We start from the raw sequence: 26,538 nt of genomic DNA, 5'->3' as shown, positions 1-26,538 counted from the left end.
ACCCGGAAATATCACGAGGTTTTATTATTTCTTCTTGTACTTATAACTTTTTGGGAAATAATAGGTCAATCCTAAACCAAACCGCCAGTAGTAATCATCTCGAACGCCGCTGACTAAGTAATCTACATTATCGCTAAAGGGGACATTAAACTCTCCAAAGGCTTTTATTCCCAGATAATTTGTTGCGAGATATTCGACTCCGCCGCCAAACTGAACTTTACTGGCTATATTTTCGTATTTTTTATTGAATTCAACCCCGGTTCCAGCAAAAATATAAGGGGTAAATACATCACGAGGTAAGATTAAACATTCTAAATTGAGGTCTAAGGAAAGATATCCTGCGTCGAGCTTATTTTTGTTTGCCAGCCAAAAAGCATTTGATGAAGCACTTAATGCAAATGTTGGTGTAAAGAAAAATTTCGCGGCACCTCTAATCAGCGGTTTCGGAACTGGATTTGCATAATCACCCTGCATTAAGGCAACTCCGCCAGAAGCTTCCAATCCAAAACGAGCTCTTCTTTCACTTAAATTTCTATTGTATAATTGTGCCAAATCGGCTTCACTTTTTTCTTTATCATATTCTGCCACAAAAGAATCAACTTGATTTTTAGGCGCATTTACTTCCCATAGTTTATCTTTAATTCCGTCTACAATAAGACCTTCAACGGCTTTTTCGATTGCTTCGGTAACTGCCAACTGAATAGGTTCGTTTCTAGTAAAACCAGTTTCTACTTCTAAAAGTCGGTTTAGATTTACATATCTAAATAAACTCGCGTCTACACTTTGAGACAAAATAGTTTTAGACACATAAACCGTATTTAAGATTTTTCCGTTAGAAGTTGAGACCAATCTTAAATATACTGTAACACGATCTTGTCTATAACGAGTAGAACCACCCGCACCAAAGTATCTTGCACCAAAACCACCTGTTATAATATTAGTATCATAAGAAATAATTCCGCCTTCGAGCAAAACTCCCGCAAATAAAAGCGGTGTCAAAACGGATTCATTAGCTTCTGTTTTTGAGGCATATTCCTGACGTGTGGAACGGATAATGTTTCGTTCATTTAAAAGGTTACCCAGATTCTCACGTTCTATGGGTATAAACCACTTAGAGTCTTCCAGCGCTTTAATTAAAATTGAAGTTGCACCTTGAGTAACCGCAGTACTAAAAGTACTTCCTAACTCAGTAGCTTTATACTGCCCGGTCTGATCTTTAAATTTGTAAACCCCAACAACAATTTGTTCTTTAGGTTTAGGCATATCGACTAATGCGGTAGTTGCAGGAGTATTTTCTCCAAATACTGCCTTTTGAACTCCTACAGGCTGGTTAAAATAAGCTCCACATCCTGAGAATAGGCAAGTTATTAAAAGTATAAAAAGGGGACTTTTATTCATAATAAGTTATTTACAGTAAAACATGAACCTAATTGACGTATAAGAAAAAAACAAGGAACCACAATCTATCGAGGTGGTATAATTACTTGTGTTTGTTCGCCTGTATCGATATCTAAAATATCTACTACCATTCCTAAATTAGAATTGTAAATATCAACAGACAATGTTCCAAAGACATATGTTCCTGGTTTTAGTCCGCCGCCAGTTCCTGTTCCAGTACCTGTGCCTGTCCCGGTTCCTGTTCCTGTTCCGGAACCTGTTGGTGATCCAAATTGATCATCGAATAACGAATTTGAAATCCTGTTTAAAAGCTGATTATTCAAAGTACTTTTAAAACGTTCCAAATCAGTCTGTTGTTTATATCCTGACGTTGGATCTTCTTTAAAATCATTTTGTGCTTGGGCAGAACTAAGCAGCCATTGATAATTAAAAGTATCGCCACCACTAAAAGCAGGATTAATAGGTTTATAAGCCAGATCTTGTGCATTTGAGACCGCACTAAAACCTGCTAAACAAACTAGTAAAGCTAAAGTTTTCATATTGATATAATTTTATTTCCTACATTAAAAACACAACTCTTCTTGACACAAAACGTTCCTCAATTTTAGTATTGAGTTATAATTTTGCTTTGTTTTTCGAGATCCTTAAAATATTTAAATGCTTTAGAAGCGGCTGTATCAGCCATATATTTCAAGAAATCTTCATCTGGACGTGAAATAAATTCTTCAATTATTTCGCCATCCACTAAAATCGTAATTTTTGTTGTGCGTCCAAAAGTCAACTCCTCTTGAACGGTTACGATTTTACTGGTATTAATTTTTAGTTTCGAATATTGCGAATAAAAATAATCGTAAAAATCATTTCCCAGTTTTGTTTTAGTGTCATTAGCAACAATTCCAATCATTTCGATTCCGTCTTGTGGAATAGCTTTTCCGGAATCTGATTCTTTTTCATCTCCAAAAACAACTCTGTCTTTGCCTATAATGGCATTATTTTCATCATAAATTAATAACAGTATTATGATCTCATCCTCTTTTGTAAAATTGACCTGCGTTTTTGATAGTTCAACTTTTTGGATGGGTTCTAATGTGACTCTACCGTCTTGTCCGTTATTTGATTTATTTGAACCTGATTTGCTTTTTTTGAATACTGTCAACTTATACGAGATATTCTTGAACTCAGATTTTAAATTCTCTACGGTTCCTGTAATAGCAAGAAGATTTTCAATTTCTTTTACTTCTATCTTAGCTTTTACTTCTTTATAAACTACCTGCGAGAATCCTGATTCAGAAAAAAAAAGGGCAAAAAAAACAATTCCTATGTTCCAATACTTTTTCATAATTCTAACGATTGAATATAAATATTGTTCCTGAATTTCCAGATTGATTAATAATCAAATCTTTAGATATAGAATTTGAACCTGAATTAAAAACCGTTAAATTACTGCCGTTCTGATTTATTGACATTGAAGCGACTCCTCTTGTGTACAAGGAATAATCGCTTATATAATTATTGTTGCCTGTCTGCGTGTAGGATTGATTGATTTCGTCAGCTTTTTTGTAAACATTCATATAATTGGTATTGCCTGTTTGCTGAGCGATTACATTAGCATTATTGCTGATAATGGTTAAATTGGCCTGATTGTAATTTCCAATTTGTGAAACCGTTACAATATTTCTGCTTTTAATGTATTGGTTTATTTGATTTTGATTGCGATTGTTCATTTCATTTAAAACGTAATCACTTCTATTCCCATCAATTGATTGAGAGAATAAAATTCCTGTAATGGATAGGAAAATATAAGTGGCAAAACGTTTCATAATTGTGGTATTGTGGTAAAAAAGAATTCTAATAAAAAAAGGAAGAATTTAATAAATCAAATTCTTCCTTTTCTTGGTTCTATTTAGTTAGATTGGATTACTATACTTCCGTTTAGGAATCCAGTTTGAGTAACTGTACTAATATGGTCATTTCCAAATTGAGCAGTTGCTGCAAAGTTTCCAATTCCATATTGTTCAATACTAGAGTAGTTATCCCATCCTAATTGCAATGTAGCGGCATTGTTGAAGAAACCTACTTGAGTAGTTGCTGCAGTGTTGTCATCTCCAAATTGCAATGTTGTTGAATTATTAAATGCTCCAAATTGAGTAGTGTAAGCATCATTAAAATTACCTACTTGTAATACATCAGAATTGTTGTAAGCTCCGATTTGAGTAGTAACTGCTAAGTTTCCAACCCAGATTCCTTGTGCGATAGTTGAACTGTTGTCGTCTCCAATTTGAGTTACTACAGCAACGTTTCCTGCTCCTAATTGTGCAACACTAGACTCATTATCATCTCCGTATTGTCCAACAATTGCAACGTTTGCAATACCTATTTGATCAACATCTGAATTGTTTGATGCTCCTACTTGGATTACCAACGCACCATTTAACAAACCTAACTGATCTACATCACTCACATTACCTTGAGCGAACGCTACACCTGCAAATAGCATCGCGGAGATGCTTAAAATTACTTTTTTCATAATAAATATATTTAATTGGTTATTAATACAAATTATTATGTAGGTATATGCAATTTGGGGAGAAAATCTGGGGATTTTAACCTTCATTTGAGAATAGTTTTTTCTGCTAATTCTCTCATTTTCATATTCAAAATTAGAAAACTTCTCGATAATCAAAACAGGTATAAATACGTATTTTACAAGATCTTAATCTGTTTTCGATGAAATGCGAAACTATAACGACGAACTACTCTATTTGAATTTTACCTTAATAAGAAAAAAGTTACTTTTTACATTTTCCTTACATTTATGCCAAAACAAAAGATATACTTCAGTCCAAAAACAGTTATATTAACATAATCACAAAAAAAGCCTGTCTTTTTACAGACAGGCTTTAACTTAATGTTAATGAAAGTTATTTAGTAAACAACAATTCTCTGTATTTAGTTAAGGTCCAGCTTTCATCATCAACCAAAAGCTCCAATTTATCACAGTGGTTACGAATGTCTTCAAAATAAGGTTTTACTTTATCACAATACGCTTCTGCCGTTTTTTGTGCATCAGTTAGATGATTTGCTTTCTTTCTTTCGTTTGTCATTGCTAATACTTTAGAATTGATTCCTTCTATATGACCCGAAATTTCTTTTATTAAAATAATCTGCTCTTTAGCAATCGTTTCAAATTCCTTTCCGAAGATCTCTTTTAAACCTTTTACATTTTCAATCAAAGTATTTTGATAACGTATTGCAGTAGGAATAACATGATTTCTAGCGATATCACCTAAAACTCTACCTTCAATCTGAATTTTCTTTGTGTATTCTTCTAATTCTATTTCGTAGCGTGCTTCGGCTTCAACATGGTTAAAGATGCCTAATTCAGCAAATAAATCCAAAGCTTGCTTAGAAACTTTAGCTTTAATAGCTTCTGGAGTAGTTTTAAAATTACTTAAACCTCTTTTTGCTGCTTCTTTTTCCCAAGCTTCGCTATATCCGTCACCTTCAAAAAGTATTTTTTTAGATTGTTTGATGTATTCTCTCAAAACATTAAAAATAGCATCATCCTTTTTCATGTCTTTAGACTCGATCAAAGTTTCTACTTCATTTTTAAAATCTATTAATTGTTTTGCCACAATAGCATTTAAAGTAGTCATTGAATTTGAACAGTTAGAATTTGAACCAACGGCTCTAAATTCAAACTTATTTCCTGTAAAGGCAAAAGGCGAAGTTCTGTTTCGGTCTGTATTATCTAATAATACGTCTGGAATTTTACCAACTACGTTTAATTTAAGATCTGTTTTCTCTTCTGGAGATAATTTTCCAGTTGTTACACTTTCTAATTCTGACAGTACTTTTGTTAACTGCGCTCCAATAAATACAGACATAATTGCCGGCGGCGCTTCATTTGCACCTAATCTATGATCGTTACTTGCTGTTGCAATAGAAGCACGAAGCAAAGTTTCATTATCATTAACTGCTTTGATTGTATTAATAAAGAAGGTTAAAAACTGTAAATTGCTCATTGGCGTTTTACTCGGGCTCAATAAATTAACTCCTGTATCTGTTGCCAGCGACCAGTTATTGTGTTTTCCTGAACCGTTTACTCCTTTAAAAGGCTTCTCATGAAATAAAACTTTAAAATCATGACGTTCTGCAACCTTTTGCATTACATCCATTAATAAAGAGTTATGATCTACCGCAAGATTTGTTTCTTCAAAAATAGGTGCAAGCTCAAACTGATTTGGCGCAACCTCATTGTGACGAGTTTTTACAGGAATTCCTAATAACATACATTCTTGCTCTAAATCTCTCATATAAGTAAGTGCACGAGTTGGAATAGAACCAAAATAATGATCATCTAACTGCTGTCCTTTTGCCGAAGTATGTCCTAATAAAGTTCTTCCAGTCATCATTAAGTCAGGACGAGAATTTGCCAAAGCTTTATCAATCAAGAAATACTCTTGCTCCCAACCTAAAGTTGCTGTTACTTTTTTTACGTTTTTATCAAAATATTTACAAACTTCTGTAGCTGCTTCATCAATTGCAGATAAAGCTCTTAATAAAGGTATCTTATTATCTAAAGCTTCTCCTGTATAAGCAATAAATACAGTTGGAATACACAAAGTTGTTCCATATATAAAAGCTGGCGAAGTTGGATCCCAGGCTGTATAACCTCTGGCTTCAAAAGTATTTCTGATTCCGCCGTTTGGAAAACTTGAAGCATCTGGTTCTTGTTGTACCAATTGTGCACCTCCAAATTTTTCTACAGGGTCACTGCCATCATACGAAGTTTCAAAAAATGCATCATGCTTTTCAGCAGTTGTTCCTGTAAGAGGCTGAAACCAATGCGTATAATGTGTAACACCTTTTGCCAACGCCCATTCTTTCATTCCCATGGCAATATAATCTGCCAGTTTTCTTTCGATTTTAGTTCCATGCTGAATAGCATCTCTTACTCCCTTTAAAGCATCTGAAGTTAAATATTGCTTCATGGCTTTTTCATTAAACACATTTGAACCAAAAAGATTAGATTTTCTACCAATCTCTTCAAAATGTACCGGCTTTCTTGTAGAAGCTTCTTGCAAAGCTTGGAAACGTAATGTTGACATGTATATAATTTTAAAAATTCGTACTAATTTTCATTGAAAAATGATCGACAAATATAAACAATAAAATCCCCTGTTTTAAACATAAATTCGAGAATTTTGAACAACGATTTCTCAACAGAAGACACTTTTTTCAAAGAATAATGAATCTGTTATAAAGAATTGTAACAAAAAACAATAGTATTACTCAATAAATAAACATTTTTTCATAATTCCTTAACCTTAAAATTCAAAAAGAACCCCAAATTATTACGAATTTATTTTTTTAAGGTGTTAAAAATTGCTTTTTTTTAAATATACCCCTCTCAAAATTGCGCTTCTCAAAAAAATTATAGTCCGATAAACAAAATAGCCCCCTAATTTTTAGGACTAAAAAAATAAATCTATATTTGACCCAGCGAAAAAACAAAAAAACAAAATTATATTATTATGGCTAAAATTAAGTTAGAGTACATTTGGTTAGATGGATACGAGCCAACTCAAAATCTTAGAAGTAAAACTAAAGTTGAAGAGCATGAAAATTTCAAAGGAACATTAGAAGAACTTGGAAATTGGTCATTTGATGGTTCGTCAACAAGACAAGCTGAAGGTGGATCTTCTGACTGTTTATTAGTTCCTGTTGCAATTTACCCTGATCCAACTCGTATTAACGGATATTTAGTAATGTGTGAAGTTATGTTTGCTGACGGAACTCCACATCCTTCTAACGGAAGAGCTACGATTGATGATGATAATGATGATTTCTGGTTTGGTTTCGAACAAGAGTATTTCATCATGGATACTAAAACTTTATTGCCATTAGGTTTCCCTGTTGGAGGTTATCCTGCTCCACAAGGTATGTACTACTGCTCTGTAGGTGGAAAAAACACTCACGGAAGAAAATTAGTAGAAGAACATGCTGATTTATGTATCGCTGCCGGAATTAACTTTGAAGGTATTAACCAAGAGGTTGCCTGCGGACAATGGGAATTCCAATTATTCGCTAAAGGTGCTAAAAAAGCTGGAGACGAAATTTGGGTTGCTCGTTACTTATTAGATCGTTTGACTGAAAAATATGGTTACTATATTGAATACCACCCAAAACCACTTGGAGACACAGACTGGAATGGTTCAGGTATGCATGCTAACTTCTCTAACGAAGTATTAAGATCATGTGGAGACCAAGCTACTTACGAAAGAATTTGTGAGGCTTTCCGTCCTGTTACTGCTGAGCATATCGCAGTTTACGGAGCTTACAATGACCAACGTTTAACTGGTAAACACGAAACTGCTTCTATTCACGATTTCTCTTATGGAGTTTCAGACAGAGGATGTTCTATCAGAATTCCTTTAATGACTGTTCAAAAAGGATGGAAAGGATGGTTGGAAGACAGAAGACCAGCTTCAAACGGAGATCCATACAAAATTGCTGCTAGAATTATCAAAACTGTTAACTCAGCGCTATAATTCAAAGCTTACATTATATTCTAAAAAGTGCCTTCGTAATTGTTGGCACTTTTTTATTTACCAACAAATGAACTTATTTGTCAGTTAGAGCGGAGTCGAGAACCCGTACAGTATTTGGACTTCGCTCAATATGACAAAACCATAAATTTGAAAGTAACTTTTCAATAATTAATTTTCAAGTTAAACTTCAAAACTTATCTTTGTAAATCATTTAAAAAATTCATCATGATAGTCTGGACTTTCTTTTTGTTAGCCGTAATTTTTATTCTTGCTTTAGATTTAGGTGTATTCAATAAAACACCCCATATCATCAGCACCAAAGAAGCCAGCAAATGGACCTTAATTTGGGTTACTTTATCCTTTCTTTTTTCAGGAGTTATTTATTGGCTGTACACTACAGACTATATCGAAAACCCTGATAATTTAAAACCAACCGTAGCCGCAATGAAATTCATTACCGGTTACTTAATTGAGTTATCCTTAAGTGTAGATAACATTTTTGTAATCGCTATTATTTTTGCTTCATTCAAAATTCCGCAAAAATACCAGCACCGCGTATTATTCTGGGGAATTTTGGGAGCAATTGTTTTCCGTGGTCTAATGATTTTCTTCGGAGTAATGTTAATCAATAAATTTACTTGGACGACTTATTTATTTGGAGCCTTCTTATTATTTACAGCAATAAAAATGTTGTTTTCAGGCGAAGACGAAGATTTTCAACCTAAAGATTCTTTTGTTTACAAAGCATTAGGAAAAATCATTCCGATTACCTCTCATATGGAAGGCGAAAAGTTTTTCATTTCGACAAAAACAGCCAAAAGAGCCGCAACACCATTATTTGTTGCTTTGATTGTAATTGAAGTAATGGATGTTTTATTTGCTGTTGACAGCGTTCCTGCAATTCTAGCCATTACATCTGATCCATTTTTAGTATTTAGTTCTAATATTTTTGCTATTCTTGGACTGCGTTCTATGTACTTTTTCTTAGCCAATATGCTGGCGAAATTCAGTTATTTAGAATACAGCTTAGTTGCTATTTTAGCCTTTGTAGGATTAAAAATGTTACTGCACGATTTCATCCACGTACCAGAATGGGCTTCTTTAGGATTTATTGCACTTTCACTTTTAGTTGGAATTATGGTTTCACTTAAATTTGGTAAAGAAAAAGAACTTACTGATAACAGCGAAGAATAATACTTTTCGAAACATATAGACATAAAAAAAAAAAAAGGAAATCTTACGATTTCCTTTTTTTATACTGCAAACTCTATAACTACAGTTTAATTTCTTGTATTTGGCTTTCATTCAATTTTGCTGCAGACATTACTTCTGAAAAGTTGTTCGTATTAACAGTCTTAGCTAAATCTGATGGAATAATTACAACTCTAAAAGTTTGATTTTGAATATACTCTGGCTTAGTTAATAAGTTATAAGTTCCTCTAGCAGTTATAATAAAATCAACTTTACTAAAATCATAATCATAATCCAATTCATTTCCGTCATTAAAATAAATTGTTCTAGGTAGTAATTGCCAAACTGGAGTAGTTGGGTTAATAATACCTGTTAATCTATAAATCAAAACAGTTTCATCATCAAACAAATCACCGCCAACTTCAAATTTAAAAGTACTTTTTAAATTATACTCATTATCAGCAACTTTACCTAAACTAACATTATTAATTTCAAATGCTTCAGGAATCTTTGCATCTCTTCCCGGAGGCCCTTCTGGTCCTTCACAACTTGTAAAAGCGATTAATCCAACAACCGCAAAAAGGGTAAGTATCTTTTTCATAATTTTTATTTTTTAGATTTATAAAGGTATTCCAAAAACCAAACCAAAAAAAGTTTTTAGTTGGCTTTGAAACGAGATTTTCATTTATTTTTTTGCAACAACCTGATTTTTAAGCAGTATTTTATTAAAAAATAATACATGATACGGCAGTGAATTTTCCCAATATTCCCAAGTATGTGCTCCCGGGCGCTCTGTATAATCGTGTTCTATTTTATCATAAACCATTCTACGATGCAATTCTCGATTAGGTTCAATTAAAAAATCATCAACACCGCAATCAATTATTAACGGCAGTTTATTGTCTTTTATTTTATCCAGCATTCCCATAACAGCATGCTGTGCATACAATGCCGAATTATCGCTTTTATCTCCAAAAACGGGCTGCATCAATTTTACCACTTGTGCCGAAGATTCTCGATTAAGCATTGTACCCATATCTACTGCCCCGCTCATACTTCCCGCTGCACAAAACAAATCAGGATGTTTGGCAGACAAATACAAAGCTCCATGTCCGCCCATTGAAAGTCCTGTTATTACTCTTCCGTTTCTATTGCTGATCGTTTTATAGGTTTTATCCACTTTCTGAATTACTTCCTGCGTAATAAACGTTTCAAACTGACTTCCTGGATTTACAGGACTGTCGAGATAAAAACTAAACGTTTCGCCCTCTGGCATTACAATAATTATATTGTATTGATCTGATAAATTTTGAACTAATTTTTTATTTGGAGTATTTTTTAACCAATCACCAAAATGTCCGTAAGCGCCATGCAGCAAATACATTACCGGAAAAGCCGATTTACTTTTAGCATACGAATTGGGCAAAACTACAGCTGCTTTGTATGTTTTACTCATTGCTGTGCTGGCAATTTGCAGTGTGTCTACTTTTGCCGCGTACGACATTGACGAAACACATAAAAAAACGGCAAAGACCCAAATTTTAAAGTTTTTCATTTTTATCATTTTTCGATTAAGGAATGTAAATATACCTTTTTTCAAAATAATTATATGAAAAATCCGACCAGTTTTCACTAATCGGATTTATTTTCTTTTGCCACAGATTGCACAGATTTAATAGATTATTTTCTCTTAAAGCTGGTCTGTCGCTAATTACACAAATTTTCGCGAATTTATTTTTTGTGTGACTTATATAAAGATTCTAAAAATCTCTATAATCCTTTAATCAGTGGCAAAAAGTGTTACGCATTCTCTACAAACTAATTCGTAAAAATTCGTGTAATTGCTTCGCCTATTCGCTATCGCTCGGTTCGTGGCAGCAAAGAACTAACTAATTATAATTTTATGCTCGTGACGATATTGCGAAGCACTTTTACCTGTGTATTGTTTAAACGATTTACTAAAGTGACTGAAATTATTAAAACCGCTTTCGTAGCAGACTTCATTTATACTGATTGCTTTTTCGGCCAATAATTTTGAGGCATGAACCAAACGATATTCATTCACAAACTCCGTAAAAGTTTTATTCGAAATCTTTTTAAAATAACGACAAAATGAAGGTGTAGTCATACTCACCAAATTCGAAACTTCGTCAATGGCAATCGATTCCTGAAAATGATCTTTTACATAATTAAAAATCACATTCATACGATCACTATCTTGCGTTTGCAGTTCTAACGAAAAACCATCTGCATTTAAAATGGTGTATTCTTCAGAAGATTCAAGTTCATCCAAAACACTCAAAAGTGTCAGCAAACGTTCAAACGGAAGCTGATGTTCCATCATTTCTATTTTCTTTCCAATTTGTTTTTTAGTCTCACCGCCAAAAGCAATTCCGCCTTTAGACTGACTTAAAATATTTTGGATTTTCTTCATCTCTGGAACTACAAAAAAGTCATTTCCTAAAAATTCAGGTTTAATATGAATGACTGTTTCGTTTGTATTTCCCGTATTTTCATTTGTAAAACCGCAATGCGGTAAATTAGAGCCTATCAGAATCAAACTGCCATTTGTGTAATAAGAAACGTGGCTTCCTATTTGTCTTTTTCCTGCTCCGCCGTTTATATAAACCAACTCAATTTCTGGATGATAATGCCATAAATGAGCTTTGCTATTGGTCTTTTCGGCGTGTTTAGTATAGGTAAAAGAACTTCCGTATGAGCTAGTTATCACTTCAAGAGCTGGGGCAATTGTCTTCATGATAAAATCTTTAAAAAATAATAGCAAATTTAACAAAATCACCTAAAATAATTTAAATTTTAACCTATAACGGTTTCGTAACTGAGGATTTTGCACAAAAACACTCAAAAACGAAAGCTTAAAAATAAGAGAAAATCACCGTTTTTTTCATAACTGATATTTTTCTGAATGTTTTTTTTCTAAAATCGTATTTAATCAAACGTTTTTATAGTCATCTAGTATTTTTTGTAAGAATACAGGAGTTTGTAAAAAATATTAACAATCTTAAATAATTAAAAAATAACAACTGAATTAACAAAAACACCTACAATAATTCAAATTTTAACCTATAACGGTTTCGTAAATGAGAATATAACATATAAATTGGAAAATAGAGTAAATAAAAAATAAGCATAACTGAAGTAATTTTACATCAGAAAATTAGAGATAACAATTTAAAACGAAATACTATGAAAGCGATTTTAAAATTAAGTTTAGTGTGTGCAGTACTTTTATCAGGAATCAGTACTTATGCAATTGATGGAAATGAGGACTTTAATCTTCATGTATTGAAAAACGGAAAAATGATCACTTTTGGTCTTAACCAAGTACAAAAAGCAAAATTAGCGATATACGATAAAGAAGGAAATTTGTTCTACTCTGAAAACGCTGCTGGTAAAGATGGAATTTTAAGAACTTTTGATTTACAAGATTTTCCAAACGGAACTTACTTTCTAGAAGTAGAAGACAATTCTAAAAAAGTAAGATATGAAATTATCGTAAACGATGATTTAACAACATTATCTTCAAAAGCAATTTCAGCAGTTTACAAATCAGATTCTTCTGCAAAAAATACAAGCGTAGCAATACGCTAAAAAAGTTTATACTCTCATACAGTATAAAAATGAGGTTAGATAGTTAGTAAAGTTAAAAAACGTAAGTTTTAAAAACAGCTCTTTGTGGTTACTGAGCTGTTTTTTTTTTGTGCCTTATTTAATTTTAACCGCAAAGTACGCAATGCTTTTATCATGATGATTTTTATAACAAACTCCAGTAAATCAACACTATCATATTTTTAAATAAAACATTAAAGAATAACAAGCGAATTAACCAAAACATAACAAATAACGCAAAATTTAACCTATAACGGTTTCGTAAATGAGAATATAGCACATATATTGGAAAACAGAGTGGATAGAAAACAGCAACTTAGAGCCTAATTTTACATTCAGAAATTTGAGATAAATAATTAAAACTAAATAGTATGAAAAAGATTTTAAAATTGAGTTTAGTATGTGCAATACTTTTATCAGGAATAAGTTCATATGCAATTGACGGAGGTAACGCTTTCAATTTGCACGTATTAAAAGCTAATGGAAAAGTAATCACTTTTGCTTTAAATCAAACTCAAAAAGCAAGCCTTAGTATATACGACAAAAACGGAAGTTTAATTTATTCTGAAAATGCTTCTGGTAAAGAAGGAATTTTAAGAACTTTTAGCTTAGAAGAATTTCCTGCTGGAACTTATTTCTTAGAAATCGAAGACAGCGTTAAAAAAGCAAGACATGAAATTACAATAACAAACGAAAGTTCGCTTTTATCTTCAAAAGCTCTTTTGACTGCTTATTAAACAAAAAATAAGCGCCGAAATGCGCTGTAAAAGTTATACTTTGTTTAAAGGTATAAGGTTAGATAGTTAGTAAAGTTAAAAAACGTGATTGTTTTAAAACAGCTCTTTGTGGTTATTGAGCTGTTTTTTTTGTGCTTTATTGAAATAAGATTTTAACCACTAAGAATTAACCGCAAAGTTCGCAAAGAGTTTTAGACAAAGCTTTGCGAACTTTGCGGTTTTATAAATTCAGCATTTTAAAAATCATTGCGTGCTTTGCGGCTAAACTCACATATTACATGTAAATAAATTCTTAATTCAATGTAAATTCAAAATCAAGAAAAACATTGAAAAATAACAACCAAATTAACAAAAACAATAAATAATATTTATATTTTAACCTATAACGGTTTCGTAAATGAGAATACAGCATCGAAATTGGAAAATAGAGTTGTTAAAATAAGCGTACTCCTGTAGTAATTTTACATCAGAGAATTAAACTAATAATTTAAAACTAAGTATTATGAAAAAGATTTTAAAATTGAGTTTAGTATGTGCAGTACTTTTTACAGGAATGAGTACGTATGCAATCGATGGAAATGAAGACTTTAATCTTCATGTAATAAAAGCTAACGGAAAGCTTATAACATTTGCTCTTAATAAAGTGCAAAAAGCAAATCTGGCAATTTACGACAAAGACGGATCTCTAATTTATTCTGAAAATGCTTCAGGTAAAGACGGAATTTTAAGAACTTTTAATCTTGAAGAATTTCCAGAAGGAACTTACTTCTTAGAAGTTGAGGATAATGTAAAAAAAGTAACTCATCAAATTACAATTACAGATGATGCAACTGTATTATCAAAAAAAGCAGTTTCATCAGTTTACAAAGCAGGTTTTTCTGCAAAAAATACAAGCGTAGCAGTACGCTAAAAAAGTTATACTTCTCATAAAGTATAAATCAAGGTTAGATAGTTAGTAAAGTTAAAAAACGTAAGTTTTAAAAACAGCTCTTTGTGGTTATTGAGCTGTTTTTTTTTGCTTTAAACTCGAGCAAAACTCATTCTTTGTTTTTTTTTGAAAAACTATTCTTAATAAATGTATAACACTGGTTTTTATGTCATTAAAAAAATGACGTAAAAAAACATCCAAAACACCAGTAATTACGTATATAGTGTAAACAAAATACAGAAATAGTTTTAAATCAGCATTTTACACCATCAAAAAAGAGCTTTTTTTGCATAAAATTAAATTTGTATTTGTAGTTTTGCGCGTTCCACATTAGTAATAAACATTAAAAAAAACATGACAAGATTTACCAAAACAGGGTTAGTTGCGGCCTTTTTTTTAGCAACTGTATTTTCTTATGCCATTGATGGAAAAGGAGATTATATTTTGAACATTAAAACCGGAGACGGAAAAGTAGTAAGTTTTACTTTAGACACTGTTCAAAAATCATCATTTTCTATCTACGACGAAAATCACAATTTACTTTATGCTGGAGAATCTGCAGCAAACAAATTAGAGGTTTCAAAAACAATAAGTCTTGAAGGTTTTCCAGCCGGAACTTATGTTCTTGAAGTTAAAGCAAATGATAAGGTTGCAAAACATGAAATTAAAATTGCTTCTAAAAAAGTAAAAACCGTAAAGTTAGACGAATCAGTAAATGAAAGTCCATCTTTTCGCCGCTAATTTTTTGCCCTAAAAATTAGAAAGCATCAGCCGCGGCTGATGCTTTTTTTATTCATTCACTTTCTTGGTTTCGCAAAGTATTCCCAATTTGAACCAATTTCCAAAACACATTAGAATCTATAGGAATTGGAATTTTTTGAGTTTCATTTTTTAAATCGTCCTCATAAATTGACGAATGCAAAACGGCATAACATAAATCTAATAAATCTATTGCAGTAAAACTTTGCTTAAACTCAAATCGCAATTCTTCGCTGTTTGCAAAACACACATTTCCCGTTTCTTTTTTATCGAGAAAAAATAAACCATATCGATTTGCAATTCTCTTTACTATTTCAGGATTTAATACAATAGCTTCATCCGAGGTTTTCTCAAAAAGGGTGTCAAGCGTAAAATAAGTTTCATTTCCGTCTGATGAAATTTTTAAAATAAGCCTTTCCAAATCAGCGTTGCGAAGGTCTTTTTCGCTGCTTTGTTTGACACGAAAATTAATTATTTTGTCAAAATATTGTTGAACTGTCATAATATTCTTAACTTTATATCTCTAAAATTATAATTTATCTTTTGTATAAATGAAATATTTATTCTGATAAATCGTTTTTCATTATAAGAAATTTTCTATTTAATACGTTAATTCGTTTTCGATAACAAAATAAAACCGATAAAACTAAAAAAAACATCGACAAAATACACGTTATATACTTGATTTAGATATATTTGCAAAAATAAAAAATTAGTAACCAAACCATTCATTTAAACCAATATTCATGAAAGAAAAACTAGCTGTTCTTGTGCTGTTGACTGTTTTTTCACTTCGTGTTTCTGCTCAAAATGAAAAACCTTTCATAACAGATAAAATAAGCGACAAATATGCTTATGTTGATGTGATAAAAACATACGAACGAATTGCGGCAAAAGGCTACAAATCTGTCGACTTATTTCAAAAACTAGGAAATTCATCTTATTCTAACTACAAACTAGATAAAGCCGCTGCGTGGTACGGTGAACTTTTTGCCATAACATCTGACCTGGAACCTGTTTACTATTATCGTTATGCAGAATCTTTGCGATTTATTTGTCAAAATGAAAAAGCCGATGCTGTTATCGAAAAACTAAATAGTAAGCCAAAAGTTATAACAAGAAAAAAGGTTTAAAAGAAACTGATATAAAAAAAACCTCTCAGAAATGAGAGGTTTTTTATTATTCAAAAGTTTACTATTTCTGATTTAGTAATTTTTCTAAATATTCGATTTTATCTTGTTCCGATTTCAACAAACGTTCGTAGAGTTTTTTATTTTCTTCTACAGTTTCCATTAATTTATCTAATGGATTGAAAGTGCAATTATTAAGTCCGAAATAATTATTAGGACTTTCATTAAAAGTATTGAAATAATTAATCGCAGCTTCGTCAGAGAAATTTTTGATAGCTTCAACCGTTACACCAAGTGCTTTTGCCACTTCAATTAATTTTTCTTCATCAATCGTTTCGCTGTTTTCAATAGCCGAAATCGCTTGTTGATTTGTTCCTAAAGCTTGCGCCAAAGCTTCCTGTTTCATATCTCGAAGTTCACGAATACGGCTGATCTTGCGCCCTATATGATTTGGTTTTGTTATTGTGCTCATAATTCAAAGATAAATAATTAAGTCTTAAAACGACGAAATGTAAAAAACATATTTCCGCTCCGTTCAATACGGCAAAAAATGATTTGATACAGCAAAATCTATTTCTACTCTTGCATCACGATAAACAAAAGTACAATTTTTCTTATAATAATTTTATAAAAGTCAAATTATAAAGTGATTATCAAACACAACTAAATACAAGCCTTATGGAAACAAATGAAATCGAAATTGCAAAAAGCCTAAAAAAGTTAACTGTCCAATATTTTAAAACTCTAAAACCTGCCAGCGACACTTCAGACGAATACACCGCTCAAGTCAAAATTCACAATTATTTTGAGTTGGGCTGCATTATCAGCGATATGCTAAAATTATGCATTCTGGCACTCGATCACGATATGCAAAATGTTCCCGAAAAGAAAAACCAATCTATAAATGTAAGCCTTATTTTAGAAACGGTTCTGCAATTGTTTCCTTTGAGTGAAATGGAGTTTTTGGGTTTTGTTGGGGAAATTGTTGGTGAATGATTTTCTTCTGATTTTACTGACGCAAAATACTTTTTGATTACGGAATTTCTTTGTCATGAACGGATTAAAATCCGCCCCTACAATATGATTTGTTCCTATGGAACGTTTTTATTCACAATATTGTCATTTCGATCCCGAGGCTTCGGGAGAGAAATCTTCGTACGCTGAGCACGTACTGTTGTGGAATTTCTTTGCCATGAACGGATTAAAATCCGCCCCTACAATATGATTTGTTCCTATGGAACGTTTTTATTCACAAAATTGTCATTTCGACGTAAAGAGAAATCTTCGTACGCTGAGCACGTACTGTTACGGAGTTTCTTGTGGAGATTTCTCTCCCGAAGCCTCGCGATCGAAATGACAAACTATATGGAATTTTACTGTGTTACTAGAGCTATTACTCCGCTTATGGATTACTTTGGGTTCACATATAAAATGCTTACGCTAGCTGATGCTGTTATCGAAAAACTAAATAGTAAGCCAAAAATTATTACAAGAAAAAAGATTTAAAATAGTAATAGTTTATAAAATACAAAAGCACCCATTTATAGTGGATGCTTTTTTTTCTATTTACTTTTTTATAATCTTTTTAGTAATCTCGGCTCCATTAATTTTAGCTTTCAAAATATAGGTTCCTTGATGCAAATTGGATATATCAATTTTATCACCATTCAAATCAGATCTACCACTTACTAATCGGCCATTTAAATCAAAAATTTGAATATCTTCAATTTCGCTGTAATCTTCAGTATAGAAATTCACAAAGTTTTTTGAAGGGTTTGGGTACAGATTTAAGGATTTTCTTTGATCTACGGAAACTGTGCTTAAATTTTTTGCAAACTTATACAGTTTATTATCTTTAGAATAATATAAATAATCATTGTAAGCAAAAGGTTCAAGAATATTGTCTAATGAACTAATATTTTCCGTAGTTTGTAGAGTATTATTTAAGATCCATCCTTTCCTTTCAGTATTTTTCTCTCTTGAATTCATAATAAAATATTCATCTTTATTAATTTTCAAAATACCCCCTCTATTAATGTCACGGAATATCACGGGTCTTTCTAAATCATTCGCCAATGATAATTCTTTAACATTAGACACAACATTTGTAGATAAATCCATCGAAACCAAGGATGTTCCTCCTGTTGAATTGAATGAACTAAAAAGCAAAGAATTCTCTGTTTTCACAAAATTAGAAGGAAAAAAGTATTGCATACTTGTCTTATCATAAATAGGAAAAATATCATGACTTTCTGAATTAAATTTCAATAGCGTCAAGTTATTAATACTTGAAGTAAAAAACATTAAATAGAAGCTACCATTTACTTCAATAATATCGCTAAAATCAACCAGTTTAGAATCTTTATTTTTAGTATTTCCAACGCTTTTAGTATTTGCAAGAGTTCCATCAGTTTCAAACAAAAAAAATCTACTAACAAAATATAATTTATTTTTATATTCTATATATTGACTCAAAATAGAAGTTCCTCCGTTGGTCGATCCACCTTCAGTAGATTTTCCGGAACCGTTTCCATCAATTTCTTCTGTTATTGGAAATGTTCCACCAGAAGTTCCATCACTTCTCCAAACTCTTGAATTATTACTCCCTTGCGGCTGAAATGTAAATATAAAAGTATTATTACACTTTCCTTGAAATGAAACTCTGTTCCAAATAGAGAAATCATTCTTTATCATTACAGTACCAACTGCTGTTCCATCTGTTTTCCAAAGTTCTATGGTATTATCTACGTTTCTAATGATAAAAAAAATTGTATTTCCTACAGTAGTCAATCTTGTCACTCTGCCATTGAGAAAAGTTGTTATTTTTTCAGGAACTTCTGTTTTACCATTTATTTTCCATATTTCTCCATTAGAATCTACATCTTTGGCAATAAAATATAGATCATCATTTAAAATAGTTGATGTCTGTTTTAAATTTGCAACCGTCGAATTACCACTTCCTACATTAATATCTTTTAACAAGCTTGTATTAGAAGTTGTTCCGTCACTTTGCCATATTTCTTTCCCCGTACCAGTTTCATAACCTTCAAAAAAAAACTTTTTATTAAAGTGAACTGAACTCATCGGAGTACCAGGAGAAAAATTATAAATTTCTTGTTGAGCATTAACTTCAGTAAATAAAAAAATAAAAAAAAATAAAAGTAGTTTTGTTTTCATATAAGTCACTTTAATAAAATTACATCAATATCGTTAATCAAAAAAAAAGCTTTTTGATTAAATTTAACAGTAAATATATAACGATTTATATTACAAATATCATTTTACAAACAAAAAACGCATTCGACAGTTAAATCAAATGCGTTTTTATTATTTAAAAAAAAGAATATCTACATATTCCTTCTATACTGCCCGCCAACTTCAAACAACGCCGAAGTAATCTGACCTAAAGAACAAACCTTTGTAGCTTCCATTAAATGATCGAACAAGTTTTCGTTTTTAATTGCAGCTTCTTGCAGCTTACTTAAATGCTCGTTTACTTTTGCTTCGTGAAACTGGTGTAAATTATCCAGCATCGTAATTTGATATTGCTTTTCTTCTTCGGTGGCACGAATAACTTCTGCCGGAATTACTGTTGGAGAACCTTTTGAACTCAAGAACGTGTTTACACCCACAATTGGGAAATCTCCGTTGTGTTTCAACGTTTCATAATACAAACTTTCTTCTTGAATTTTAGAACGTTGATACATCGTTTCCATTGCACCAAGAACTCCTCCGCGTTCTGTAATTCTGTCGAATTCTTGTAAAACTGCTGCTTCAACCAAATCAGTTAATTCTTCGATGATGAAGGAACCTTGAATTGGGTTTTCGTTTTTCGCCAAACCTAATTCTTTATTAATAATCAGCTGAATCGCCATTGCGCGACGCACAGATTCTTCTGTTGGTGTTGTAATCGCTTCGTCGTAAGCATTCGTGTGAAGCGAATTACAGTTGTCATAAATTGCGTATAAAGCCTGTAAAGTTGTTCTAATATCATTAAAATCAATTTCTTGTGCGTGCAAAGAACGTCCCGAAGTCTGAATATGATATTTCAACATTTGTGCTCTTTCGTTGGCTCCGTATTTGTTTTTCATGGCTTTTGCCCAAATTTTACGTGCCACGCGACCAATTACAGAATATTCAGGATCTACTCCGTTTGAAAAGAAAAACGATAAGTTTGGTCCAAAATCGTTAATATTCATTCCACGGCTCAAATAATATTCCACGTAAGTGAAACCATTAGAAAGCGTAAATGCCAATTGGGTAATTGGGTTTGCTCCTGCCTCGGCAATATGATATCCTGAAATCGAAACAGAATAGAAATTACGAACGTTTTTAGTGATAAAATATTCCTGAACGTCTCCCATTAAACGCAAAGCAAATTCGGTTGAAAAAATACAAGTATTCTGCGCCTGATCTTCTTTTAAAATATCCGCCTGAACCGTTCCACGAACTTGCGATAGTGTTTTTACTTTTATCTCATTATAAACTTCCAAAGGTAAAACCTGATCTCCTGTAACGCCCAAAAGCATTAATCCTAAACCATTATTTCCTTCTGGTAAATCGCCTTGGTATTTTGGTCTTTCAATACCTTTAGCAGCATATATTTTGTTGATTTTTACCTCAACTTCTTTTTCTAATTTGTTGGCTTTAATGTACAATTCACATTGCTGATCGATTGCCGCATTCATAAAAAAGCCTAACAACATTGGCGCTGGCCCATTAATCGTCATACTTACAGATGTTAAAGCATGCACCAAGTCAAAACCTGAATACAATTTTTTAGCATCGTCTAAACAACAGATTGAAACTCCCGCATTTCCAATTTTTCCATAAATATCTGGACGTAAATCTGGATCATTTCCGTATAAAGTAACACTGTCAAAAGCAGTCGAAAGTCTTTTTGCAGGCAATCCAGCACTTACATAATGAAAACGTTTATTGGTTCTTTCTGGTCCGCCTTCTCCCGCAAACATTCTCGACGGATCTTCGCCTTCTCGTTTAAACGGATACAATCCCGAAGCAAACGGAAATTCTCCAGGAACATTTTCCTGTAAATTCCAACGTAAAACATCTCCCCAGCCTTCATATTTAGGTAAAGCAATTTTCGGAATCTGTAAATGTGATAAACTTTCAGAATGCGTTGCAATCTTAATTTCTTTATCACGAACTTTAAAAGAGTAAACTGGATTTTTGTATTTAGCTACTTTTTCATCCCAATTCAGGATAATTTCCCAATTGTACGGATCTAGATCCATTTTTACTTTATCAAACTGATTTAGTAAAAGATTTAAAAAGATTCTGTTTTCATCTAATCCTTCGACTGCGCTCAGGATGACACTATCGTCATCAATTCCTGCTTTAGTAATTTGAGGAACTTTACCAGAAACAGATTCTATGGTTTTGAAAATTCCGTATAATTTCTGCGCTGTTTTTTGCTGCGAAATCGCGATCTCATCATAAGACCTATTATTCTCTGCAATTTCAGATAAATAACGTGTTCTGTGAGGCGGAATTACAAAGATTTTCTCGCTCATTTCTTTTGTAATCTCAAAAGTCGATTTCAAATCAGAATCGGTTTTTTCGACTACTTTATCCATAATCGCTTTGTAAAGCGTGTTCATTCCTGGATCGTTAAACTGCGAAGCAATTGTTCCGAAAACAGGCATTTCGTCAGGATTTTTATCCCATAAATTATGGTTTCTTTGATATTGTTTTTTTACATCGCGTAAAGCATCAAGTGCGCCGCGTTTATCGAATTTATTTAAAGCTACCAAATCAGCAAAATCAAGCATATCGATTTTTTCTAATTGTGTTGCAGCTCCAAATTCTGGAGTCATTACATATAAAGAAACATCAGAATGATCCATAATCTCAGTATCAGACTGACCAATTCCTGAAGTTTCCAGAATAATCAAATCGTATTTTGCCGCTTTCAAAACCTGAATTGCTTCGGCTACATATTTCGACAATGCTAAATTAGATTGACGAGTTGCCAGCGAACGCATATATACACGAGGATTATTTATAGCATTCATTCGGATTCTGTCTCCTAAAAGTGCTCCTCCAGTTTTTCTTTTTGATGGATCGACAGAAATTAATCCGATTGTTTTTTCAGGAAAATCAATTAAAAAACGACGTACTAATTCGTCTACCAAAGATGATTTTCCTGCTCCGCCCGTTCCTGTAATTCCTAAAACCGGAATTTTAGAATCGGCATTGCTTTCGTGAATTTTATCAAAAACAGGTTTTGCAATCTCAGGAAAATTCTCTGCAGCCGAAATTAATCGAGCAATTGCTGTTGGAACTTTATTTTCGATATGATCGATTTCTCCATTTAACTTATCTCCAATAGGAAAATCAGCTTGTTGAACCAAATCATTAATCATTCCTTGAAGTCCTAACGAACGTCCATCGTCTGGTGCATAAATTCTGGTAATACCATATTCATGTAATTCCGAAATTTCGCTTGGCAGAATTACACCACCGCCGCCGCCAAAAATCTTAATATGTCCTGCTCCTTTTTCGCGAAGCAAATCATACATATATTTAAAATACTCATTATGTCCGCCTTGGTAAGAAGTCATTGCAATTGCATTAGCATCTTCCTGAATTGCGGTATTAACCACTTCTTCGACACTGCGGTCGTGTCCTAAATGAATTACTTCGACTCCAGTTGACTGAATAATACGACGCATTATATTGATCGCAGCATCATGACCGTCAAAAAGAGAAGCAGCTGTGACAATTCTTACTTTATTTTTAGGAATATATGGTATTTGTTGTTCCATTTTATGAATATGATAATTTTAAGGGAGCAATTTACAAAATATTTTAATATTTGGTTACTGTAATAGCTTTATGTTAACAAAAAAAGATTCACTATTCTAAAACTACTAGGGTAACAATTTAAAACTCTTATTGATCTATACTATATAAACCTAAAACATGGCAATTTTGATAAATCCATATTTAATAAAGCAACTCATTTACAACATCTTAAAGTAATTTAGCAAGGTAGAAAAAGCCCCAAATTTTTACCAAACTTAAAAATCTAATTAGTAACGTAAAAATTTAAAAAAATGAAAACTACATATCACCTAAGTATAATTATTGCTCTTAGTTTTATTATCGTATCTTTTAATAAGTACGAAAATGTTGAGTCTAAGAATCATAAATCTAACGTATTGGCTTTTTACAAAAATTCAGGTAATGATGATGTAAAAGACAATGTTTCAAACGAATTTTTCAAGAAATATACTGATTTAAAAAAGTATAAATCTGATGTTATGTCCTTATACAAAAATCGATCTCTTGGAACTATTTGGTACGACGAGAATGAGATCAATAAATTTGGTACCGTTTTATATGAAAAAGCAAAAAAAACAAACGATTTAGTTATTCCTTACCAAAAAGAAATAGACCAGCTTTTTGATTCTTTATCAGAAACCAATTTCTCTACAACCGATGCTGATATGCTTTTAAGTTCTTTATACATTGTATATGCTCAAAAAAACAATTCAGATTCAAATAAAAAATTGTCTTATGATGCCATGTTGAAAGATTTTCTAAACTACAATACAATCGAAAATGCAACAGCAAAAACGGAAGATAATGGAAATCTTTATAATCAATATTATAAACTGCAAGGCGTTTTACAACAGTATAAAAAAATAGAAAAATCTAATAAATGGAAACCTATTACCACAGAAACTCCATATAAAGATTTACGTCCAGATGCGGTTTCAAACACAATTGCTCAAGTTAGAACACGTTTGTATTTATTGGGCGATTTAAAACAGGATTCTAAAAGTGATGTTTACGATCGTGAACTGATGGATGCTGTAATGAAATATAAAGTTCGTAATGGTTTTAAACCAAATTACATTCTGGCAGAAGAACATATTAAGGAAATGAATATTCCAATTTCGGATAAAGTAAAAACCTTGGTACTTAATATGGAAAGAGTTCGTTCTATTTCGGCTGAGCTGGTGAACAATGACGAATATATTATGGTAAATGTTCCGTCGTATGAATTGATTTACGTTAAAAACGGAAAAATTGAATTAACCTCAAGTGTATTTGTAGGTTCTCCTTTAACTAAAACTACCATTTTTAACGGTCAAATCGAAAGAATTGTTTTTAGTCCGTACTGGACTGTACCGCAAAGTATAGTTGAAAATGAGTTAAAATTAAAAATAGCTGCCAATAAAAATTATCTTGCTGAACATAATATGGAAATGGTAAACGGTCAAATACGACAAAAACCGGGACCTGAAAACTCTTTAGGTTTGGTTAAATTCATGTTCCCAAATCCAGACGATATTTATATGCACGACACACCGTCTAAAACTTTATTCGATTTTGAAAAAAGAACTTTCAGTCATGGATGTATTAATGTAAAATTAGCTAAAGAATTAGCCGTTGCCATGCTGAAAGATTATCCTGAATGGACAAAAGAAAAAATAGACAGCGCAATGGCAGGAAAAGCAGAAAACAGTTTCAAACTTTCTAAAAAAGTACCAATTTATATCTGCTATTTTACTTCGCTTGTAAATGAAAACGGAGAAGTTGGCTTTTTTCAAGATGTTTACGAAAAAGATGCTGATTTAACTCCTGAAAAATCATCTGTTGCTGTAAACTAAATTTAATTTAAAAATTAAAAATCAATCGGAAATTCATTCAGTTGAGCTTCCGATTTTTCTTTATTTACTGGACACGCCGTAATATAATACTGCAAAATATACTCTTAGTTTTTAGTTTCCAAAGAATTAAAAAACAAACTATCAATGTACTAAAAGTCTATATTTTCTTTAGAAAATCTGCTTTATTAAGCAATTGTTTTTTTTGAATTAAAACATGTTTTTTACTGGTGCATTTAATAGTCGTATTCATATATTTGACAAAAATATTCTTATGAAAAAAATTGCCCTATTCTTATTGCTAACTGTAATCAGCAGTGCATCTTATGCTCAAAAAGCAGACACCAACAAGAAAAAAGTTAAGATAACGATTCCAAAATCTGACTTTTTCAAAAACATTAAAACATACAATATCATTGTTCAAGGAGATGATACTTGGAACGCAGATTATGCTGACAAGACTACAAAAACTTATGAGCATAATGTAGTAAAAAACACTATTGAAGATTACTCTAAAAAAGATGTTTCAAACCCAGATGTTCGCGTTTTAATGGGTTACAAAGGATCAACTTACAAAAGAGCTGATAATGGTACTTATGTTTTAGACGGTGATTTTAAATATTTGGTTTTAGGAAAAAACAATGAAATCATATATGAAAAAGGTACAAATGCTAAAATGTATTCTGGAACTTACGTAAACGGAAAGCCAAATCAAAGTTTAGCAAGTGATCTAAATAACATTGGATATAAATATCTTAATGATAATAACATTTTTACAACTGAAAAAGAACTTACATTAAACTACGGTGTATTCGAAAAAGCAGATGAATTTCCTGAGCTTATCGAGTTTAATACTAAAACAAATGAATTTTTTGACAAGATTGCAAGCAATTCTATAGACCAATCTTATCTTACAGAACTTGAAAAATTCTACTTGGGTTATGTGGGTAAAGAATACAAAAAATTAAAGCCAAAAGATTACAATAAAGTAATTTACTTAAACTTATCGCTGACACAATTGTTTCTTTTAAATTTCAACAAAGCTTTAGAATATCTTGAAACTGCAAAGCAAGGTGCAGGTATGATGAGTTTGTGGCCAGATGAAGCTAAAGCAAACATTGCAAGTTTAATGACGGTAAACCAAAATAACTTTACCGCAAAAGTTGAAAACCCAACATTTGACTCGGCTTACTATATCTATATTAACGGAACTGTTTCTCAAAACGGAAAAACACAAACTGGAAAACTTAAAACGGATCGATTTGCTAATCGTACAGAAGGAAGTATTCTAGCATCAAATGATCCAACTGAATCAAAAGTTTGGATCTATAAAGATAACGGTGAAACTGATTTTGTTGTAGTAAACGATAAAACAACTATTACTACGGATAAAGGATTAGAATTGAAATTTATTAAATATAATGGTGTTTTTATTTTAGTAGAAAAAACAGCAGATTCATCTTTTAAGAAATACGAATCTTCTGCAACTGAAATTTATGCAGAGAAAGACGGAAAGTTTGAACTAAAACAATAAGTTCAATTTTTTATATACCAACTAAAAAGATTCAACTA

At 32.0% G+C, this 26,538-nt stretch carries 23 protein-coding genes; 10 read left to right on the top strand and 13 right to left on the bottom strand.

What is annotated here, in order from left to right; genetic code table 11:
* Window positions 1–24 precede the first annotated feature (24 nt).
* The 6 genes from NLG42_RS12200 to NLG42_RS12175 all read right to left on the bottom strand — a co-directional run bounded on the left by NLG42_RS12200 (window position 25) and on the right by NLG42_RS12175 (window position 6,509).
* The gene (locus NLG42_RS12200; RefSeq protein ID WP_089056525.1) at window positions 25–1,398 is read right to left on the bottom strand and encodes a CsgG/HfaB family protein; all 1,374 of its coding nucleotides are present in this window, start codon (window positions 1,396–1,398) and stop codon (window positions 25–27) included.
* A gap of 65 nt (window positions 1,399–1,463) precedes the next feature.
* Entirely contained in the window at window positions 1,464–1,937 is a 474-nt protein-coding gene (locus NLG42_RS12195) for a curli assembly protein CsgF (RefSeq protein WP_089056524.1), read from the bottom strand.
* A gap of 65 nt (window positions 1,938–2,002) precedes the next feature.
* Window positions 2,003–2,737, bottom strand: a complete 735-nt coding sequence (locus NLG42_RS12190) for a curli production assembly/transport protein CsgE (RefSeq protein ID WP_233207102.1) — start codon at window positions 2,735–2,737, stop codon at window positions 2,003–2,005.
* A gap of 4 nt (window positions 2,738–2,741) precedes the next feature.
* Window positions 2,742–3,218 (bottom strand): hypothetical protein, encoded by a 477-nt coding sequence (locus NLG42_RS12185; RefSeq protein WP_089056523.1) that lies wholly within the window; start codon window positions 3,216–3,218, stop codon window positions 2,742–2,744.
* Window positions 3,219–3,301: 83 nt separating this feature from the next.
* Window positions 3,302–3,925 carry a hypothetical protein gene (locus NLG42_RS12180; protein WP_158234883.1) on the bottom strand — a complete coding sequence of 208 codons (624 nt, stop codon included), beginning with the start codon at window positions 3,923–3,925 and terminating at the stop codon, window positions 3,302–3,304.
* A 394-nt stretch (window positions 3,926–4,319) separates the two neighbouring features.
* Window positions 4,320–6,509, bottom strand: a complete 2,190-nt coding sequence (locus NLG42_RS12175; protein ID WP_089056521.1) for a glutamine synthetase III family protein — start codon at window positions 6,507–6,509, stop codon at window positions 4,320–4,322.
* 426 nt (window positions 6,510–6,935) lie between these two features.
* On the opposite strand from NLG42_RS12175, the gene NLG42_RS12170 reads away from it, so the two are divergent.
* Together NLG42_RS12170 and NLG42_RS12165 are read left to right on the top strand one after the other, a co-directional pair.
* Window positions 6,936–7,952 carry a glutamine synthetase beta-grasp domain-containing protein gene (locus NLG42_RS12170; protein WP_089055173.1) on the top strand — a complete coding sequence of 339 codons (1,017 nt, stop codon included), beginning with the start codon at window positions 6,936–6,938 and terminating at the stop codon, window positions 7,950–7,952.
* Between the two features lie 225 nt (window positions 7,953–8,177).
* Window positions 8,178–9,146, top strand: a complete 969-nt coding sequence (locus NLG42_RS12165) for a TerC family protein (RefSeq protein ID WP_089056520.1) — start codon at window positions 8,178–8,180, stop codon at window positions 9,144–9,146.
* Between the two features lie 79 nt (window positions 9,147–9,225).
* Here the strand turns inward: NLG42_RS12165 and NLG42_RS12160 are convergent, their stop codons facing one another.
* The 3 genes from NLG42_RS12160 to NLG42_RS12150 form a co-directional block, all read right to left on the bottom strand.
* Window positions 9,226–9,744 (bottom strand): hypothetical protein, encoded by a 519-nt coding sequence (locus NLG42_RS12160; protein WP_257683943.1) that lies wholly within the window; start codon window positions 9,742–9,744, stop codon window positions 9,226–9,228.
* Window positions 9,745–9,828: 84 nt separating this feature from the next.
* Window positions 9,829–10,698 (bottom strand): alpha/beta hydrolase, encoded by an 870-nt coding sequence (locus NLG42_RS12155; protein WP_099720312.1) that lies wholly within the window; start codon window positions 10,696–10,698, stop codon window positions 9,829–9,831.
* 330 nt (window positions 10,699–11,028) lie between these two features.
* The gene (locus NLG42_RS12150; protein ID WP_089056518.1) at window positions 11,029–11,901 is read right to left on the bottom strand and encodes an AraC family transcriptional regulator; all 873 of its coding nucleotides are present in this window, start codon (window positions 11,899–11,901) and stop codon (window positions 11,029–11,031) included.
* Window positions 11,902–12,350: 449 nt separating this feature from the next.
* On the opposite strand from NLG42_RS12150, the gene NLG42_RS12145 reads away from it, so the two are divergent.
* The 4 genes from NLG42_RS12145 (at window position 12,351) to NLG42_RS12130 (ending at window position 15,179) form a co-directional block, all read left to right on the top strand.
* Window positions 12,351–12,755 carry a T9SS type A sorting domain-containing protein gene (locus NLG42_RS12145; protein ID WP_089056517.1) on the top strand — a complete coding sequence of 135 codons (405 nt, stop codon included), beginning with the start codon at window positions 12,351–12,353 and terminating at the stop codon, window positions 12,753–12,755.
* Window positions 12,756–13,144: 389 nt separating this feature from the next.
* Window positions 13,145–13,510, top strand: coding sequence for a T9SS type A sorting domain-containing protein (locus NLG42_RS12140; RefSeq protein ID WP_089056516.1), 366 nt, complete (start codon window positions 13,145–13,147; stop codon window positions 13,508–13,510).
* 502 nt (window positions 13,511–14,012) lie between these two features.
* Window positions 14,013–14,420 (top strand): T9SS type A sorting domain-containing protein, encoded by a 408-nt coding sequence (locus NLG42_RS12135; RefSeq protein ID WP_089055179.1) that lies wholly within the window; start codon window positions 14,013–14,015, stop codon window positions 14,418–14,420.
* 372 nt (window positions 14,421–14,792) lie between these two features.
* Window positions 14,793–15,179: a secretion protein gene (locus tag NLG42_RS12130; protein WP_089056515.1), complete on the top strand. Its 387-nt coding sequence runs from the start codon at window positions 14,793–14,795 to the stop codon at window positions 15,177–15,179.
* Between the two features lie 52 nt (window positions 15,180–15,231).
* Here NLG42_RS12130 and NLG42_RS12125 read toward each other — a convergent pair whose 3' ends face one another.
* Window positions 15,232–15,699, bottom strand: a complete 468-nt coding sequence (locus NLG42_RS12125; protein ID WP_257683942.1) for a type ISP restriction/modification enzyme — start codon at window positions 15,697–15,699, stop codon at window positions 15,232–15,234.
* 244 nt (window positions 15,700–15,943) lie between these two features.
* On the opposite strand from NLG42_RS12125, the gene NLG42_RS12120 reads away from it, so the two are divergent.
* A complete protein-coding gene (locus NLG42_RS12120; RefSeq protein WP_089056513.1) occupies window positions 15,944–16,330 on the top strand; it encodes a flagellar motor protein MotB in 387 nt (128 codons plus the stop codon).
* Between the two features lie 61 nt (window positions 16,331–16,391).
* On the opposite strand, the gene NLG42_RS12115 is transcribed toward NLG42_RS12120, so the two are convergent.
* The gene (locus NLG42_RS12115) at window positions 16,392–16,799 is read right to left on the bottom strand and encodes a helix-turn-helix domain-containing protein (protein ID WP_257683941.1); all 408 of its coding nucleotides are present in this window, start codon (window positions 16,797–16,799) and stop codon (window positions 16,392–16,394) included.
* 206 nt (window positions 16,800–17,005) lie between these two features.
* Between NLG42_RS12115 and NLG42_RS12110 the strand changes: the two genes are divergently transcribed.
* The gene (locus NLG42_RS12110) at window positions 17,006–17,323 is read left to right on the top strand and encodes a hypothetical protein (RefSeq protein WP_257683940.1); all 318 of its coding nucleotides are present in this window, start codon (window positions 17,006–17,008) and stop codon (window positions 17,321–17,323) included.
* Window positions 17,324–17,893: 570 nt separating this feature from the next.
* Here the strand turns inward: NLG42_RS12110 and NLG42_RS12105 are convergent.
* Together NLG42_RS12105 and NLG42_RS12100 are read right to left on the bottom strand one after the other, a co-directional pair.
* Window positions 17,894–19,504, bottom strand: a complete 1,611-nt coding sequence (locus NLG42_RS12105) for a T9SS type A sorting domain-containing protein (RefSeq protein WP_257683939.1) — start codon at window positions 19,502–19,504, stop codon at window positions 17,894–17,896.
* Window positions 19,505–19,674: 170 nt separating this feature from the next.
* A complete protein-coding gene (locus NLG42_RS12100) occupies window positions 19,675–23,115 on the bottom strand; it encodes a methylmalonyl-CoA mutase family protein (protein ID WP_257683938.1) in 3,441 nt (1,146 codons plus the stop codon).
* 291 nt (window positions 23,116–23,406) lie between these two features.
* On the opposite strand from NLG42_RS12100, the gene NLG42_RS12095 reads away from it, so the two are divergent.
* The gene (locus tag NLG42_RS12095; RefSeq protein ID WP_257683937.1) at window positions 23,407–24,969 is read left to right on the top strand and encodes a L,D-transpeptidase family protein; all 1,563 of its coding nucleotides are present in this window, start codon (window positions 23,407–23,409) and stop codon (window positions 24,967–24,969) included.
* Between the two features lie 271 nt (window positions 24,970–25,240).
* Entirely contained in the window at window positions 25,241–26,500 is a 1,260-nt protein-coding gene (locus NLG42_RS12090; RefSeq protein ID WP_257683936.1) for a hypothetical protein, read from the top strand.
* Window positions 26,501–26,538: the final 38 nt, after the last annotated feature.

It is taken from the genome of Flavobacterium plurextorum (assembly GCF_024638035.1).
Taxonomy (GTDB): Bacteria; Bacteroidota; Bacteroidia; order Flavobacteriales; family Flavobacteriaceae; genus Flavobacterium; species Flavobacterium plurextorum.
The sequence above is the reverse complement of the archived record's forward strand: the minus strand, read 5'-3'. Positions and strand labels throughout refer to the sequence as shown.

Excerpts from the sequence above, each read along its gene's own strand:
- NLG42_RS12200 (WP_089056525.1), bottom strand. The coding sequence starts at position 1,398 with ATGAATAAAAGTCCCCTTTTTATACTTTTAATAACTTGCCTATTCTCA.
- NLG42_RS12195 (WP_089056524.1), bottom strand. The coding sequence starts at position 1,937 with ATGAAAACTTTAGCTTTACTAGTTTGTTTAGCAGGTTTTAGTGCGGTC.
- NLG42_RS12190 (WP_233207102.1), bottom strand. The coding sequence starts at position 2,737 with ATGAAAAAGTATTGGAACATAGGAATTGTTTTTTTTGCCCTTTTTTTT.
- NLG42_RS12185 (WP_089056523.1), bottom strand. The coding sequence starts at position 3,218 with ATGAAACGTTTTGCCACTTATATTTTCCTATCCATTACAGGAATTTTA.
- NLG42_RS12180 (WP_158234883.1), bottom strand. The coding sequence starts at position 3,925 with ATGAAAAAAGTAATTTTAAGCATCTCCGCGATGCTATTTGCAGGTGTA.
- NLG42_RS12175 (WP_089056521.1), bottom strand. The coding sequence starts at position 6,509 with ATGTCAACATTACGTTTCCAAGCTTTGCAAGAAGCTTCTACAAGAAAG.
- NLG42_RS12170 (WP_089055173.1), top strand. The coding sequence starts at position 6,936 with ATGGCTAAAATTAAGTTAGAGTACATTTGGTTAGATGGATACGAGCCA.
- NLG42_RS12165 (WP_089056520.1), top strand. The coding sequence starts at position 8,178 with ATGATAGTCTGGACTTTCTTTTTGTTAGCCGTAATTTTTATTCTTGCT.
- NLG42_RS12160 (WP_257683943.1), bottom strand. The coding sequence starts at position 9,744 with ATGAAAAAGATACTTACCCTTTTTGCGGTTGTTGGATTAATCGCTTTT.
- NLG42_RS12155 (WP_099720312.1), bottom strand. The coding sequence starts at position 10,698 with ATGAAAAACTTTAAAATTTGGGTCTTTGCCGTTTTTTTATGTGTTTCG.
- NLG42_RS12150 (WP_089056518.1), bottom strand. The coding sequence starts at position 11,901 with ATGAAGACAATTGCCCCAGCTCTTGAAGTGATAACTAGCTCATACGGA.
- NLG42_RS12145 (WP_089056517.1), top strand. The coding sequence starts at position 12,351 with ATGAAAGCGATTTTAAAATTAAGTTTAGTGTGTGCAGTACTTTTATCA.
- NLG42_RS12140 (WP_089056516.1), top strand. The coding sequence starts at position 13,145 with ATGAAAAAGATTTTAAAATTGAGTTTAGTATGTGCAATACTTTTATCA.
- NLG42_RS12135 (WP_089055179.1), top strand. The coding sequence starts at position 14,013 with ATGAAAAAGATTTTAAAATTGAGTTTAGTATGTGCAGTACTTTTTACA.
- NLG42_RS12130 (WP_089056515.1), top strand. The coding sequence starts at position 14,793 with ATGACAAGATTTACCAAAACAGGGTTAGTTGCGGCCTTTTTTTTAGCA.
- NLG42_RS12125 (WP_257683942.1), bottom strand. The coding sequence starts at position 15,699 with ATGACAGTTCAACAATATTTTGACAAAATAATTAATTTTCGTGTCAAA.
- NLG42_RS12120 (WP_089056513.1), top strand. The coding sequence starts at position 15,944 with ATGAAAGAAAAACTAGCTGTTCTTGTGCTGTTGACTGTTTTTTCACTT.
- NLG42_RS12115 (WP_257683941.1), bottom strand. The coding sequence starts at position 16,799 with ATGAGCACAATAACAAAACCAAATCATATAGGGCGCAAGATCAGCCGT.
- NLG42_RS12110 (WP_257683940.1), top strand. The coding sequence starts at position 17,006 with ATGGAAACAAATGAAATCGAAATTGCAAAAAGCCTAAAAAAGTTAACT.
- NLG42_RS12105 (WP_257683939.1), bottom strand. The coding sequence starts at position 19,504 with ATGAAAACAAAACTACTTTTATTTTTTTTTATTTTTTTATTTACTGAA.
- NLG42_RS12100 (WP_257683938.1), bottom strand. The coding sequence starts at position 23,115 with ATGGAACAACAAATACCATATATTCCTAAAAATAAAGTAAGAATTGTC.
- NLG42_RS12095 (WP_257683937.1), top strand. The coding sequence starts at position 23,407 with ATGAAAACTACATATCACCTAAGTATAATTATTGCTCTTAGTTTTATT.
- NLG42_RS12090 (WP_257683936.1), top strand. The coding sequence starts at position 25,241 with ATGAAAAAAATTGCCCTATTCTTATTGCTAACTGTAATCAGCAGTGCA.